The organism is Paraburkholderia sp. JHI2823, from assembly GCF_038900695.1.
In the GTDB taxonomy this organism is placed as follows: domain Bacteria; phylum Pseudomonadota; class Gammaproteobacteria; order Burkholderiales; family Burkholderiaceae; genus Paraburkholderia; species Paraburkholderia mimosarum.
This window is the reverse complement of sequence record NZ_JAYMRY010000028.1, coordinates 95,176-109,884: the sequence shown is the minus strand read 5'-3', so window position 1 is coordinate 109,884 and position 14,709 is coordinate 95,176. Positions and strand designations below refer to the sequence as shown.

The 14,709-nt window shown below is 66.1% G+C and carries 15 protein-coding genes; 8 read left to right on the top strand and 7 right to left on the bottom strand.

The window, feature by feature from the left end; genetic code table 11:
- Positions 1-550 precede the first annotated feature (550 nt).
- Together VSR34_RS26025 and VSR34_RS26020 are read left to right on the top strand one after the other, a co-directional pair.
- On the top strand, positions 551-904 hold the full coding sequence (locus tag VSR34_RS26025; RefSeq protein ID WP_342963975.1) for a BON domain-containing protein: 354 nt from the start codon (positions 551-553) through the stop codon (positions 902-904).
- Positions 905-1,224: 320 nt separating this feature from the next.
- A complete protein-coding gene (locus tag VSR34_RS26020; RefSeq protein WP_028209568.1) occupies positions 1,225-1,485 on the top strand; it encodes a hypothetical protein in 261 nt (86 codons plus the stop codon).
- Between the two features lie 63 nt (positions 1,486-1,548).
- Here the strand turns inward: VSR34_RS26020 and VSR34_RS26015 are convergent, their stop codons facing one another.
- Positions 1,549-2,337, bottom strand: coding sequence for a sulfite exporter TauE/SafE family protein (locus tag VSR34_RS26015; protein ID WP_342963974.1), 789 nt, complete (start codon positions 2,335-2,337; stop codon positions 1,549-1,551).
- Positions 2,338-2,662: 325 nt separating this feature from the next.
- Between VSR34_RS26015 and rarD the strand changes: the two genes are divergently transcribed.
- The 4 genes from rarD to VSR34_RS25995 all read left to right on the top strand — a co-directional run bounded on the left by rarD (position 2,663) and on the right by VSR34_RS25995 (position 6,250).
- The gene (gene rarD / locus VSR34_RS26010; protein ID WP_342963973.1) at positions 2,663-3,550 is read left to right on the top strand and encodes an EamA family transporter RarD; all 888 of its coding nucleotides are present in this window, start codon (positions 2,663-2,665) and stop codon (positions 3,548-3,550) included.
- A 284-nt stretch (positions 3,551-3,834) separates the two neighbouring features.
- Positions 3,835-4,566, top strand: a complete 732-nt coding sequence (locus VSR34_RS26005; RefSeq protein WP_342963972.1) for a class I SAM-dependent methyltransferase — start codon at positions 3,835-3,837, stop codon at positions 4,564-4,566.
- Between the two features lie 256 nt (positions 4,567-4,822).
- Positions 4,823-5,203, top strand: a complete 381-nt coding sequence (locus tag VSR34_RS26000; RefSeq protein WP_342963971.1) for a DUF5594 family protein — start codon at positions 4,823-4,825, stop codon at positions 5,201-5,203.
- 78 nt (positions 5,204-5,281) lie between these two features.
- Positions 5,282-6,250 carry a zinc-binding alcohol dehydrogenase family protein gene (locus VSR34_RS25995; protein ID WP_342963970.1) on the top strand — a complete coding sequence of 323 codons (969 nt, stop codon included), beginning with the start codon at positions 5,282-5,284 and terminating at the stop codon, positions 6,248-6,250.
- Between the two features lie 63 nt (positions 6,251-6,313).
- Here the strand turns inward: VSR34_RS25995 and VSR34_RS25990 are convergent, their stop codons facing one another.
- Entirely contained in the window at positions 6,314-6,769 is a 456-nt protein-coding gene (locus VSR34_RS25990; RefSeq protein ID WP_342963969.1) for a host attachment protein, read from the bottom strand.
- Positions 6,770-7,084: 315 nt separating this feature from the next.
- Here VSR34_RS25990 and VSR34_RS25985 point away from each other — a divergent pair, with 315 nt between their 5' ends.
- Positions 7,085-7,777, top strand: coding sequence for a pyridoxamine 5'-phosphate oxidase family protein (locus tag VSR34_RS25985; RefSeq protein ID WP_342963968.1), 693 nt, complete (start codon positions 7,085-7,087; stop codon positions 7,775-7,777).
- Positions 7,778-7,823: 46 nt separating this feature from the next.
- Here the strand turns inward: VSR34_RS25985 and VSR34_RS25980 are convergent, their stop codons facing one another.
- The gene (locus VSR34_RS25980; protein ID WP_028209574.1) at positions 7,824-8,927 is read right to left on the bottom strand and encodes a glycosyltransferase; all 1,104 of its coding nucleotides are present in this window, start codon (positions 8,925-8,927) and stop codon (positions 7,824-7,826) included.
- Between the two features lie 191 nt (positions 8,928-9,118).
- On the opposite strand from VSR34_RS25980, the gene VSR34_RS25975 reads away from it, so the two are divergent.
- Complete coding sequence (locus VSR34_RS25975) at positions 9,119-10,264, top strand: acyltransferase (RefSeq protein WP_342963967.1); 1,146 nt, start codon at positions 9,119-9,121, stop codon at positions 10,262-10,264.
- 301 nt (positions 10,265-10,565) lie between these two features.
- Here VSR34_RS25975 and VSR34_RS25970 read toward each other — a convergent pair whose 3' ends face one another.
- The 4 genes from VSR34_RS25970 to VSR34_RS25955 form a co-directional block, all read right to left on the bottom strand.
- Positions 10,566-11,996 carry a UbiA family prenyltransferase gene (locus VSR34_RS25970; protein ID WP_342963966.1) on the bottom strand — a complete coding sequence of 477 codons (1,431 nt, stop codon included), beginning with the start codon at positions 11,994-11,996 and terminating at the stop codon, positions 10,566-10,568.
- A gap of 169 nt (positions 11,997-12,165) precedes the next feature.
- Positions 12,166-12,591 (bottom strand): GtrA family protein, encoded by a 426-nt coding sequence (locus VSR34_RS25965; protein WP_342963965.1) that lies wholly within the window; start codon positions 12,589-12,591, stop codon positions 12,166-12,168.
- Positions 12,588-13,331 (bottom strand): SDR family oxidoreductase, encoded by a 744-nt coding sequence (locus VSR34_RS25960; protein ID WP_342963964.1) that lies wholly within the window; start codon positions 13,329-13,331, stop codon positions 12,588-12,590. The genes VSR34_RS25965 and VSR34_RS25960 overlap by 4 nt, the downstream gene beginning before the upstream one ends.
- The gene (locus tag VSR34_RS25955) at positions 13,331-14,650 is read right to left on the bottom strand and encodes an FAD-binding oxidoreductase (RefSeq protein ID WP_342963963.1); all 1,320 of its coding nucleotides are present in this window, start codon (positions 14,648-14,650) and stop codon (positions 13,331-13,333) included. Before VSR34_RS25955 ends, VSR34_RS25960 begins: the two co-directional genes overlap by 1 nt.
- Positions 14,651-14,709 lie beyond the last annotated feature (59 nt).

Sequence of the window (14,709 nt, the reverse complement as noted above, 5' to 3'; positions counted from 1 at the left end):
GGTTGGGTGATGGCGCGCATCGCGCGGCCTACGTGCGCCGATGGTACATGAGAATCGACGTTGCGGCGGCATGCGCCGTGCCTCGCCCAACACACTGCGCACACACAACGGGCGCCTGCGCTAAAGTCTTTGCGCTTGTGGCGCGGCCAGGCTAAATTGTGTCTCGCTTGCTCGCGTGAGGCTTGCGGCGGCGGCGCACCGAAAGGGCTTCGGGCGCGGCGCGAGCCACCCTGCATGACAAGCAGGAAACGGGCGTAGACCCGTCCCGGTGGGCGCAATCATTAAATCGCGTGAAGAAGCCCGCATCGTTCACGCGCCGTTCTGTGTCCTTCATCCTTGCCTCTCGCATCGCGTCCAGACCCTGGCGGCGCTTGCACGCGCGCATTGCGCCTGGCGCTGCCATCGGTGGTCGTAACGAAGCCGTCGGACCATGGCTGACGGGCGGCACTCGAGCCGTCCGCCGGCGGGGAAGGCGGTCCTATTTCCAGGCAGAAGCCCGGAAACAACCAGTGAAACAACCGGCAACAACGCGAAGACACAAGGAGAAAACATGAAATCGATCGCTATTCTGAAGACGCTGGGCGCGGCACTCTGCCTGACGGTGGCTTGCAGCGCGTCCTATGCACAGGACGAGTCGGCGAGCGCCCCCGCCGCCACGACGTCTGCCGCTCCGGCGCCGTCGGCCAAGAAGGCCGATCAAAAGCTGGGTTACGCGGTGCGCAAGGCGCTTTCGAAGACCAAGGGGATCGACGTTTCGGATATCCATGTCCGCTCGCACGGCGGCGCCGTCACGCTGAGCGGCACGGTGCCGGATCAGGGTCAGATCGACAAGGCTGGCGAAGTCGCGAAAGGCGTGGCGGGCGTGACGTCGGTGACGAACAAGCTGACGGTCAAGCAGCAATAAGCGCTCCGGTGCGCCCCGCGAGGGGCGCCAGCGGCACAGCAGCAGGACAAGGCAGCAAAACGAAGCCCCGGCTCCCAAGGCCGGGGCTTTCTTTTTGCACGCGTGGCGGGTGACTGGCTGGCGGCGGCCCGCCGGGCATCCAACTTGCGTGGCCCACTGATGCCGCCAGCTCGCGGGCGATATGCGAGTCCTCGATGGTGCATCGCCCCCATCCCGTGTGGCGTGACACACAGTTTTCCCGCAGTTCGGGGTATACCGTGGTTATCGCGCGCTTTTCCCGAGGTCGAGCGCGGCCTCTTCGCCGAAAGCAGGAAATCGCCATGACCATTCATACCTATACCGACTTGCCGCTCGTCGACCGGGCGGCCTTCGAACTGGCCTGTGCGCGGCACGGCTTCGCGCCCATGCAGTTCGACATTCATGGCGAAGCCGATCCGAACGACCCGGAGCATGGCGACGTCCTGATCGTGCGGCGCGGCGCCTGGGCGCAGGCGTACCGCATCGACGCGCGCGGCCAGTGGCTGCGCGAGTTCGAAGTCGATCTCAACGGGAAGTTCTTTCGCCAGGCTCCCCACGCCTGAGAGTGCCGGCGCGCCGGGAATCGGCGGACTTGACGTCGCCGACGTGGCCGATGTGCCCCCTGCTCAGGCAAGCACGAGCCGCACGCCCACCAGCGTGAGCGTCGCGGCGAGCAGCACGCGCAGGAGCTTTTCGGGTGCTTTCGAAGAAAGCATGCTGCCGATCACGATGCCCGGCAGCGACCCGCACAGCAGCGAGAGCAGCATCTGCCAGTCGATCGAGCCGAGCAGCCAGTGGCCCGCGCCCGCGAGCAGCGTGAGCGGCACCGCGTGCGCCACATCGGAGCCGACGATGCGCAGCGTCGGCAGCGTTGGGTAGAGCAGCAGCAGCACCGTCACGCCGATGGCGCCCGCGCCCACCGAGGTGAGCGAGACGAGCGCGCCAAGCACCGCGCCAGTCAGGATGGTGAGGAACAACGTGCGCGCCTCCCCCGGCGCGTGGCGATGGCGCGAGGCGAACGCAGCCAGTTGCGGGCGGAAGATGAGCGCGACGGCCGTGATGAGCAGCGCCACGCCCAGCACGGCCTGGATCAGATGCCCCGCGCGCGGCGTGTCCATGCCGAAGCGATGCAGCAGGATCAGCGTGATCGTCGCGGCGGGCACGCTGCCGGCCGCGAGCCGCAGCGTGACGCGCCAGTCCACCGACCCCTTGAGCCCATGCACGAGCGTGCCCGCCGACTTGGTCGCGGCCGCGTAGAGCAGGTCCGTACCGACTGCGGTGGCGGGGTGCACGTTGAAGAGCAGGACGAGGATCGGCGTCATCAGCGAGCCGCCGCCCACGCCGGTCAAGCCGACCAGAAAGCCGACGAACAGGCCGGACAGCGAATACAGCAGATCGATATGGGGGAAGGACATCGCGTGCGAGGAGGCCGGTTCGGGAGGCTTCAGTGGACGTTAGGGATTTCGGCGCCGTCCGCGCTAGCGGCCAGCGCGCGCTGTAAGCGTTGCGTCAGGCTGGACAACGGGCAAGGCTGGCGGCGAAAATCCGCTATTGTCGCAAAACCGGCGCCCAGGCGCTGGGTAAAGCAAAAACCCGGCAAAAACCCGGCAAGAACCCCGGCAAGAACCGGCGCAGCGCGGCCGCCTTTCGACTGCCTTCGCGCTAAGGACTGGCGAGTCGCGGGCCTTCAGTGCGGCGCCGGCGTGCGGCTCGCGCTCGTGCGCCATCAACAGAACCAATATGAATCCCGGCATCCTCTACGCGTTCGCTGCCTTCGCTGTTTGGGGGCTCTTCCCCATCTATTTCAAGACGCTGCACCAGATTCCCGCGCTCGAAATGCTCGCGCACCGCATGGCGTGGTCGCTCGTGTTCGTGATCGCCGTACTCGTCGTGCGCCGACACTGGCGCTGGCTCGGACCCACGCTGCGCGACCGGCGCCTGCTCGGGCGTTTCGTGGCGAGCGCCGTGCTGCTTTCGGCCAACTGGGGCATCTATATCTGGGCCGTCAATGCGGGGCACATCGTCGAGGCGAGCCTCGGCTACTTCATCAATCCGCTCATCAACGTGCTGTTCGGCTATGTGTTTCTGCGCGAGCGGCTGCGCGCGCTGCAATGGGCGGCTGTGGCGCTGGCCACCGCGGGCGTCGCGTGGCTCACCTGGCAAAACGGCGCGCCGCCCTGGATCAGCCTCGCGCTCGCCGTGACCTTCGGCGGCTATGGGCTCTTGCGCAAGACCGCGAAGCTAGGCGCGCTCGAAGGCCTCGCGCTCGAAACCGTGCTGCTTTTTCCCGTCGCGATCGTCTATCTGACGATCGTGGGCCTCGCGGGCGCAAGCCACTTCACGCACGCGCCGCGCGGGCTGCAGCTGCTGCTCGCGGCCTCCGGCCCGATCACGGCCATCCCGCTGCTGCTCTTCGGCGCGGCGGCGCGGCGCATTCCGCTATCGATGCTCGGCATCATCCAGTACGTCACGCCCACGCTGCAACTGCTCACCGGCGTGCTCATCTACGGGGAGCCGTTCGGTGCGGTGAATGCCGTGGGCTATGGCGCGATCTGGGCCGCACTCGGCGTCTATTCGCTCGAAGGCGTGCGCAGCCTCGTGGCCGCGCGGGAGCGCCGGGCGGCGTGAACGACGTGGTCACAGCAGAGGCCCTTCCATGTCTCTCGTCAAGAGCTGGCCGGGTTGGCCAAGGGTGCGGCTTCGCAACGGCAGCAGGGTGACAGGGCGTCACGGCGTCGCCTTGCCAGTGAAATCGGCGCCTGGCGGGCTGCCGGTTCCGACGGTGCGTTTGCGCACAGTGGGGCGCCGCACGACCCAATACTCTGGACCCGGAGGCGATTTTCCGGGGCGGGCCGCCCCTCCCGACTTTCCGCCATGACCACGTAGGGGACACGCTTGCCGAGGAGCAGCCAATGCAACAGCCTCAAGAGTTCTGGAACGAACGGTTTCGCGTTCGCGCCGAGGAAGAGGAGCAGCTTGTCGAACTCCCGGACCTGAATTCGCCCGTCTATCAGCGCGCAGTTGCACACTTCGGCGATCTGAGAGGCAAAACGCTGATCGACCTGGGCTGCGGAAGCGGTGCTTCGTCGCTGTTCTTCGCGTCGCTCGGCGCGGAGGTGGTAAGCGTCGACCTCAGCACGCAAGCGGTCAATAACCTCAAGCGCTACTGCATCCTGCAGCGCATCGACAATATCCACCCGGTGGTGCTCGCCGCCCAGAAACTTTCGACGCTGCCGCCGGTGGACTTCGTGTTTGGCTCGATGATCTTGCACCACATCGAACCGTTCGATCAGTTCGCCATCGCGCTGCGCAAGGCGATCAAGCCAGGCGGCCGCGCCTTCTTCTTCGAAAACAACAGCGCGAGTGCCACGATGATGTGGTTCCGCAAGCACGTCGTGGGAAAGCTCTGGGTGCCGAAATACGGCGACGACGATGAGTGGCCTCTCGCACCGTACGAGGTCGATCACCTGCGCAAGCACTTCAATGTGGTGACTGAGTTTCCGGAAATGGTGTTTGCGCAATTGGTGTCGCTGTATCTGCTGCATGGGCATCTGCGATCGCTCACGACAGGCTTCGACAACATGCTCGGACGCTACCCGGCGGTGCGCAAGTACAGCTATCGGCAGTATCTTTGCCTTGCCTGATTCGTGGCGCGCGGCGTTCGCGCGCCGCGCTCCAGGCCGCAACCTTCAGGATCGACTGCCTGACTTCGCCGGTCGTTGCCGCGGCAACGACCGGCCTGCTGTACGCATGTCTCCCGGATATGAACAGATCGTAGTCATTGGCCGAAGCACGGACGGCTTGGCAGGGTGCCAGCACGCCACACGATATTTGATATTCTTCAAATTTTCGGGCGAAGCGCTTTGCCCCGCAGCCAACTCCCGTGGAGTGCCCCCAAGCATGAGCATCGAAGCCGTTCGCCGGTTCGAAGAAGAATTCGCACCGCGTATCGCGGCGAAACTGGCGAAACAGTTCGGCCCGTCCGTGCACGTCGATGTCGTGCCGGGCGCCGGGCTCGGCCACCCCACGAGCGTGCACCTGCGCGGCCTCGCGAACGAGCACCGGCATCCGTACGTGTATCCGCTGAACGTCTCGCTGACCTGGGACACCGACGAGATCGAGAGCCTCATGGGACCCGGCGGCGAAGCGCGCTTCGAACACTACCTCGAAGCGACGGTGCGCAAGATGGCGTCGTGGGAGTCGGCGCGCCCCGTCGATTTTGCTTCGCGCACCCAGGGGGAGCCTGAGGTGCTGATCGGCGGGCTCGATTTCGAGGGCTGATCGAGCGCTGTTCGACTGACCCCTGTCACCGGGGAACCGGGGACGAGGCGCGTGCCCCTCAATCCACGGAGTCCCGCCATGAAAGCCATCCAGTTCAAGACCTTCGGCACGCCCGAGGTGCTCGAATACGTCGATCTACCCACGCTCGCGCCCGGCGCGGAAAGCGCGCTAGTGCAGATCATGAGCGCCTCGGTCAATCCGAGCGACGTGAAGAACGTCTCGGGCCATTTCGAGCACACGGTGCCGCCGCGCGTGCCGGGTCGCGACTTCAGCGGCGTGGTGGTGGCGGGGCCGCAAGCCTGGCTGGGCGCTGAAGTCTGGGGCACGGGCGGTGACATCGGCTTCACGCGCGACGGCACGCACGCCGAGTTCATCGAATTGCCCGTGGCCGCGCTCGCGCGCAAGCCTTCGGGCCTCTCCCATGCGCAGGCCGCGTCGATTGGCGTGAACTTCGTGGTGGCGTGGCTGGGCACCGTCGATTACGCGCGCCTCACCGAGGGCGAGACGATTGCCGTGATCGGCGTGTCGGGCGGCGTGGGCGGCGCAGTCACGCAGATCGCGAAGGCGCGCGGCGCGCGCGTGATCGGTGTGGGCCGCGCGGCGCCGCTCGCGGATTCACCGGCCGCGCGCCTGATCGACGCTTTCGTGGAGATGGACGAGCGCGCCGCCCAGCGCGTGCGCGAACTGACGGGCGGCGCAGGCGCGGATGTGGTCTACGACGCGGTGGGCGGCCTCGCCTTCGAACTCGCGCTCTCGCTTGCGAAGCGTCGTGGCCGCGTGGTGGAGATCAGCGCGACCGGCAAGCGGCGCGTGGAGTTCGATCTGATCGACTTCTATCACAACGAGACACAGCTTCTCGGCGCCGACAGCGCGAAGCTCGGCGTGGCCGAATCGGCGCCGCTGATGCGCGCGATAGCCGAAGCGTTCGAAGCGGGCCAGTTCGAGGCGCCCGTCGTGGCCGCGCACTTTCCGCTTGCCCGGGCGCGTGAAGCCTACGAGGCGGTCGCGGCCGGCACCCAGGGGCGCGTCGTGATCGACATGACGTGAGCGCCGGACGAACCGCAGGCCCAGCCCGCGGTTCGAGCCCGCCCTAAACCTTTGCCTGAACCGTCACGCCTCGGCCCGCACGAGCCGCTCGGGCAAGCGCGCGCGCAGTTCGCGTGCGTCGAGCGCCGCGAGATCCTTGTCGAGTTCGAGCGTGACGAGACTGCGCGTTTGCGCGTCGATCGCCTTGCGCAGCGCGCCCAGGAACGCGGGCGGCGCGGCGAGCACGAGCGTGCCGTAGCGCGCGTCGTTGCGCGCCTTCGCGAGCGTCGTCGCGATTTCCGCGGCGAACACCGTGGCTTCGTGTTCGTGCTGGGTGGTGTCGGGATCGGTCGCGCTGCGGGCGAACCCGACGCGTTCGGTGGTGCGCCCCGGCTTGTCGGTCACGAGGCTCCCGTCCGGCATGCGGCCTTGCAGATGCAGCAGCGTCTCCACTTCGTCGATGGCGCCGAGCGGGCTTTCGGCGGCGAAGATGCGCGCGGTAGCACGGTTGGCGACGACAATCCAGATCGTTTTCGACATGTTCGACTCCCTGCCATGACGCCCGGCGCAGGCGGCCCCGGGCGGTTGAGTGAACTCGCGCCACGCGGCGTGAACACCTAGGGTAGCGCGCTTCGCGCTCCATGGGGCGCCGGGTGTAACCGGGCTCGTGCGCCTTTCGGCGTTTTCGCGTGGTCTGAAAGCGCCGCGACAGCGAGTCGCGTGCCCGACAGCCGCCTATCCTCCCGGAATTCGGGAGGACGCTTCTCATTGGCGGTGGATTCTCTTCTGCGCTGGAAGACCCTACGCTTGCGGAACCGTCCATCAACCCCGCAGCCTGCGGCGAAGGAGTCCGAGATGAGCCCGAGCGCCCCGCATACCGAGCCCGTCCATCGTTATCCCAGCGACATTGCTTTCACGCCCACGGTCAAGGCGATGCAGGAGCGTCTCGGATCGCGCGAGCTTTATGCCCGCATGGAGCGCGAGCGCGGCTGGGGCGTGGCGATCACGCCCGAGATCGAGGCGTTCATCGGCGCGCAGACCAGCATCTTTCTCGGCACCGCGAACGCGCAAGGGCAGCCGTACATCCAGCATCGCGGCGGCCCGGCGGGCTTCCTGCACGTGGTTGACGAGCACACCATCGCATTCGCCGATTTCATCGGCAACCAGCAATACATCACGCTCGGCAATCTGACCGACAACCCGCAGGCGCATCTGTTTCTGATCGACTATGCGCGGCGCCGGCGCGTGAAGCTCTGGGGCCGTGCGCGCGTGGTGGATGCAGCGGACGACCCGGCGCTCATCGAAGCGCTCATGCCGGTGGGCTACAAGGCGCGCGCGGCGCGGGCGATCGTCTTCACGGTCGATGCGTGGGACATGAATTGCCCGCAGCACATTCCTCAGCGTTTCGAGGCGGCGGACGTGAAGGCGGCGCTGGACGCGCGCGAGGCGCGCATTCGGGAACTGGAGGAGGCGGCGGCGAAGCGCGAGGAACGCGTGCGCGAGCTGGAGGCGCAAGTCGCGCGGCTGAGCGCGGGCGCGTCGGCGTGAACGGGTCGTTGCGCCATGACGCGGCTCAGTGCGCGGGTGACGCGGCTCAATGCCGGCGCGTCCTGCGCACCACGAGCCACTTGGGCGAGCGAAAGCGCACGATGCTCACGTAGAGCCACACGTAGGTGAGCGCGAACACCACGACGAAGCAGAACAGATGCAGCGTGTGCCGCCAGAACAGCGTGGCGGGAATCACGGCGATCAGGCAGAGCAGCCACAAATACGGCGAGGTGAGCGAATTGCGGCGAGTGAGCTCGCGTGCGTTGCGCGCGCCCACGACCCAGCGCATGAGCCGCTTGTAGACGAGCATGTGCAGGTGCACGCCGTCGGGAATGCCCGGCGACATGCCGCGCACGAACTTCTTCCGGTAGATCGAGAAACAGGTCTCGAAGATCGGGTACATGAAGAGCAGCACCGGATACCAGGCCGACACGTCCCGGTTGCGCATGACGAGCAGGATCGACAGTTCGGCGAGCATGAAGCCGATGAAATACGCGCCGCCGTCGCCGAGGAAGATCAGGCCAGCTGGGAAATTCCACATGAAGAAGCCCAGCACCGCGCCCATCATGATGAACGACGCGGAAAGCACCACCGGGTCGTGCACCTGGAAGGCCACGTAGGCGAGCGAGGCGAACATCATGAACGCGACCATCGAGGCGAGGCCGTTGAAGCCGTCGATGATATTGACCGCGTTGGCGAGCGCCGCGACCGCGAGCACGGTGACGACGAAGGAAATTGCAGCGTAGGAAAGGAGGAAGTCGAGCGGCGGCACGCTGATGCGCGTGACCGCGATGCCGAGGAACCAGAACGCGAGCGCGGCGGCGGCCATCGTGCAGAGAAGGCGCGCGAGCGGCGAGACGCGCTTGGTGAGATCTTCGACCAGCCCCGAGCCGAACGCGGGCAAGCCGCACGCGGCGATGCCGAGGATGCCGCCCGAGACCGCCGGATACGCGCCGTGGAGTTGCGCGGCAGCCACGATGAGCCCCGCGAGAATGCCAGTTCCGCCGATGCGCGGCACGGGCCGCACGTGGAATTTCTGCACGCCGGCGAGATCCGAGTCGACGGAGAACCTTTCATGCAGATGCGCGTAGCGCACGATCAACAACGTGACCAGCAACGAAACGAGGAAGCCTAGGGCGAAACTGAGCATGAAAGGAACGCGCGACCGGAAAGTGGAATGCGCGATTATACAAAGGCGGCGGGGCGCCTTTGCGGCACGGGGTGTGTATGCGCGCGCACAGAGGACCACGCATCGCTTTGCTTAAATCGGAGGTATCTTCGGCGGCGGCGCCGGGCCCATGCGCGAGCACGCGCCGTGAAATCTACGCAAAGAGCCATCACATGAAGAGCGGGGACGGCGACAGCACTCGCAATGTCGAGGCTATGCGCGGCATCGCCGCGATGATCGTCGCGTATTTTCATTGCCGGGTCATAGCATGGGTGGGCATCCGCGAATACATTGCGGGGCACCATGCGCTGTTTTCGCTCGATACCGCGCTGGCCTACCTGACGATTCCGTTTGTCTGGGGCTCGATCGGGGTGCCGATCTTTTTCGTGATCAGCGGCTATTGCATTCATCGCAGCCACGCGGCGCGGCTCGCGCGCAACCCGCTCTATCGGCTCGACGCGGGCGACTTCCTGCTGCGCCGTTTCATCCGCATCTATCCGGTGCTGTTCTGCGCGCTGATGCTGACGTTCGCGCTAGACAGTTTTAGCGCCAGTTACTGGCCGCATAACGACCGCCTGGGCGACACCGGCCTCTTCGCTTTTGCCGGCAACCTGCTGGCGCTGCAGGGCATCACCGCGCCGACTTATGGCTCGAACGGCGCGCTCTGGACGCTCTCGCTCGAAATTCAGTTCTATGCGCTCTATCCGCTGCTGTTCGCGGTGCGGCGGCGCATCGGTACTAACTGGACGCTCGCGGGCCTGATCGTGCTGGGCGCGGTCTCGTACGCGTGGCTGGAGCGGCGCGGGATCATCGTGTTCAGCTCTTACTGGGCGTCGTGGTATCTCGGCGCGTGGATCGCCGAGCGCGAGGTTCGGGGCCAGCGAGTGCGCAAAGGCCTCGTATTCGCCGTTGCGCCCCTCATGCTCGTGCTGGGATGCGTCGCGCCGACGCAGTACGTCCAATTCCAGTTCTGGGCGATGGCATTCGCGCCGTTCCTCGAATGGATGCTGCATGCTCGCGCGAGCCGGGCCCTCGTCGTGCGCGCGCTGGAGAAAATCGGCGAATTCAGCTATTCGCTCTATATCGTGCATATTCCGATTTTCGTCGCGCTGGTTTCGTGGCGCTTTCATTCGATCAGGCCGGTCAGCATCCTGTGGTCGATGGGTTTCTTCCTGGTCGCGCTCGCTGTTGCGTATGTGTTCCATCTGCTCGTGGAGCGCCCGGCGATGGGCGTGCTGGGCAGAATGTCCGCACGGCGCAGCGCCGCTCGCGCGAGTTTGCCGCCACAGACGCCGGTGCCCGTGGACGGGCGCAGCTAATACATTTTTTTATACCGCGTTTTTTGTTCGCATTCCTATGAGCTAAGCGCATTTTGGCCGCCGCGGATGCAGATCATCTGTCGAGCTGATGCGGCTCGCTTGCCGGTAGCCAGGCAGTCGCGTGAACCGGACGGCGAAGGCCAGCGCGAGCGCGGCAGGCACAGGGCCTTTTGTCGGGCTCGAACGCAGGTTGTACAGAGGCGACGCGCTCGCGGCGCCGAGCGCGCGGCAGGCACGAGGTACAGCGGGAACGTAGTCCCGTGGGCCAACGCCTGTGGAGTCGTTGCGGGCCGGCGCGAAATTACATCGCCAGCAGCATGCTGAGCCCGCAAAGCGCGACCACGGCGAGGCTCGCGCGATCCTTGAAAGCGAAGACGATCGGGTCGTCGTGCATGTTGCCGCGAAACGCGCACATCCAGATCCGGCTTACCCAGTAGAGCGTGAGCGCGAAGGTGGCCCAGAGTGCCTGGGGATGCTGGTACAACTGCCGCATTTCGGGTGTGTTCATGTAAAGCGCGAGCACGAGAACGGCCAGGTAGGCGGAAGCCGTGCCGAACGAGCGCAGGATCGACATGTCCTGCGTGATGTAGCCGCGGCCCGCCGCTTCGGCTTTGCCTTCGCGCAGGATCATGTCGAGTTCGACATAGCGCTTGACCATGGCGAGCGAAAGGAAGATCGGCACGCAGAACAGGATCAGCCAGTACGACAGCGGAATGCCAGTAGCGGTGCCGCCGGCGATCACGCGCACCGTATAAAGGCACGCGAGCGTGAACACGTCGACGAGCGTCATCCGCTTGAGCGCGAAAGAGTAGGCGACCGTAGCGACGAAATAGGCGGCCAGCACGGCGCCGAACTTCCACGGCAGCAGCACGGCGAGCCCGGCACCGGCAGCGAGCAGCACCATGGTCAGCACGATGCCGAACTTGAGCGTGAGCCGTCCCGAAGCAAATGGCCGGGTGCGCTTGCGCGCGTGGCGGCGATCGGCATCGAGGTCGAGCATGTCGTTGAGCAGGTACACGGACGACGCGAGCAGGCTGAACGATGCGAACGCGATGCAGGCGGCCACGACCGTCCGGAGGTCCGTGAAGCGGTGCGCGGTGAGCAGCGGCACGAAGATCAGCACGTTCTTCACCCACTGATGCACGCGCATTTCCTTGAGCACGAGCGGGATCAACTGGCGCTTTTCTTCGAAGAAGATGGTGGCCGCGTTCGCCTTGCGCGCGGCGGCGGCAATATGCTTGTCGCCCACCACGATCGCCTGCCGCGCCTGGCGCCAGACCGGTACGTCAGCCCGCGCGTCGCCGCAATAGTCGAAGCCGTGGTCGCCGAACTGCTCGACGAGCGCCCGCGCCTTGTTCTTGCCGAGCAGATTGTTACTGGCAGTGCTCGCGAGCACGCCCGTGAAGAGGCCGACGTGCGCCGCAATCTGCGCAGCGAGACGCTGGTTGGTGGCCGTGCATAGGTACAGGTCGCGCCCATTCGAACGCTCGCTGTGCAACCAGGCGAGCAGTTCCGTGTTGTACGGCAGCACGCCCACATCGATGTTCACGCGCTGGGCGATCTGCTCTTTCAGGTAGGCGCGCCCGCGCAGTGCCCACGCGATGCACAGGAAGATCGATAGCGGATTCTGCTTGAACAGGACGAAGAAGGCTTCGAAGAGCAAATCGGTGCGCATGAGCGTCCCGTCCAGATCGACGCATAGCGGGACCGCGTTCGCTGCGGGCGTGGCCATCAAATTTCTCCGTGCCGGCGCCAGGCAAGGCGGGGCGTCAGCGGCTGAAGCGTTTGCCGGAGCGAGGCGCAAACGCGTCGCGCGCGCAAGTCCGGAGTCTGAGCCCATCGTAGCGACGGCGGCGCGCGGGCTCTGTGCGGCAACGCACTACCGTGCGCCGGGCAATGGCTCAGGCAAACACGAAGCGCTTGTCGAGGTGATATTTCGTGACATAGCCGATCACGAGTCCCAGCGCGCCGCCGGCGAGGCGTGCCGTTTCGTTGTGAAAGAGCGCGTCGGCGCCGAACTCCACCACCCAGAACACGAGGGTCGTGCCGAGCCCCATGGCCACATAGAGCGCGAAGGTGCGCACGCCGTGCGCGACGCTGCGGTGCTCGTAGCGGAAGATCCAGGCCTTGTCGAGCAGGTACTTGACGACGAGCCCGACTGCGGTGCCAACGCACACCGAAATGGGCACGGCATGAGCGCCCTGGTACAGATGAAACGCGAGGCTCTGGCTGCCGAGATTGGCGCCGATCGAAATAGCCGCGAACACCGCATACCAGAATACGAGCCGCGTGCGGCTGAGCGTCATGCCGGCGGCCGGGCTGCTCATAGCGAGATCCTCTTGAACACGAAGCCGGGCAGCGAGCGGATCACGAGCATGATCTCGGCCCAGAACCACGGCGTGTAGATCGAGTCCTTCCCGCGCTCCACGGCGCGCACGATGTCCGTCGCCACGCGCTCGGGCGAAGCGACGAGCGGGCCCGGCAGCGTAAGGCCGGCCGTCATCGGCGTGTCGACGAAGCCGGGCTTGATCGTGAGCACTTTCACGTTCGATTTGAAGAGGCGTGCGCGCAACCCTTCGCAGAAGGTCGTGACGGCCGCCTTGGCGGTGCCGTAGACATAGTTCGACGGCCGCCCGCGGTCGCCCGCCACGGACGAGATCACGGCAATCGAACCGCTTTTCTGCGTTTCGAACACGCCGGCGAGCAGCGTGAGCAGCGCGATGGTCGAGAGCGCATTGACGGTGATCTCGCGCACCGCGGCCTGCGGGTCGCGCTCGCATTCGGACTGGTCGGAGAGCGTGCCGTGCGCGAGCAGGACAATGTCGATGCGGCCGAGTTCGGCCACGGTTGCGTCGAGCATCGCGCGGTGCTGGTCGAAGTCGTTGACGTCGAGCACGAAGGTGCCGACGCGTCCCGCGCCGCGTACGCGCAGGTCCTGCGCGACGGCGTCGAGCCGCGGTGGGTGCCGCCCCGCCAGCATGAAGTTTGCGCCGCGCTTGATCCACTCGCGTGCGCACGCCACGGCGATGGCGGACGAGCCGCCTACGATCAGGATGTTCTTGTCCATTACCGGGTTGTCCGTTGCCAGAAGCGCGACATCAGAAGCGGGTCGCGCAGTTGTTCGAGCGCCTGCCATGCGGGATAGGCGGTGCGAAAATCCGCGCCGCTCATGTGTGCGTCCTTGGCCGGGTACTGGCGGCCGCCCGCTTCGCGCACGATCGCGTCGAGCCGCGCAAAGAGCGCGGTGTTGCGCGCCTCGTTCTGCGGGAAATCGAGTGCGAGCGAGATGCCCTGCATCGGGAACGACAGCAGGCCCGGCGAGACGAGCGGGCCGCAGCGCTTGAGGACCGCGAGAAACGAGCCCGCATTCGTCGACGCGATGGTGTCGAGGAACGCATGCAGTGCGTCGCGCGCTGTGGCGTCCGGCACGACGAGCTGGTATTGCTGGAAGCCGCGCCGCCCATAGAGTCGATTCCAGTTCTGGATGCTGTCGAGAGGATAGAAGTAGCTCGCGTAGTCGACGACGGCAGAGCCGGCCTTTGCGGCTTCGCGCCGGTAGTAGAACGTATTGAAGAGCTTGAGCGTGTAGCGGTTCACGGGCGACCACGGCGGCGCGAACGGCACCTGGCGCTCCCGGCGCCTTGGCAGGTCGTAGCATTGGTCTGTGGCGTGATCGGCGCAGACATAGATGCCCCGGCCAAGCGCCGCACCGCGGCCAAGGCAGTCGATCCACGCCACGCCGTATTCGTGCTGCGTGTCCAGTTCGTGCGAGAGCGCGAGGAACTCGTCGAGGTTGCCGAAGGGCACTGTCTCGGTCGCAAGGCGGCTGGAGGCGATCGGCGTCAGTTGCAGCTCGATCCACTCGATGATGCCCGTGAGCCCGAGGCCGCCAATGGTTGCGCGGTAGAGGTCCGTGTTTTCGCCGGGTGCGCATTCGAGCGGTTCCCGGTCGGAGCGCAGCAACGAAAAGCGCCGCAGGTGGCGCCCGAACGTGCCGCGCACGTGGTGGTTCTTGCCATGCACGTCGTTGGCCACGGCGCCGCCCAGCGTGACGAATTGGGTGCCGGGCGTGACGGGCAGCATCCAGCCGCGCGGCACGCAAAGCGCGAGCACTTCGCCGAGCGTGACTCCCGCCTCGGCGCGCAGGACGCCGGTTTCCCAGTCCGCTGCAATGAAGCGGTCGAGCCCGCGAAGCGCGACGACGTGATCGGTCGCGGCGAGACAGCTGTCACCATAGCTGCGCCCGTTGCCGAACGGCAGCGTCGTGCCGAAGCGCGTGCCCGCGTCGCGCAGCGCGCCCTGCACGCCTTCGCGCCAGCCGGGCGACGGGCCCGTTTGCGGCGCATAAGGATAGTGGCCCCAGGAACTGAGCTTCGCTGCGCTCATGATATGCGGATCGATGGGCAGTGGAGTGGAAATGATCCCATCTTAGGCACGCCACGTTC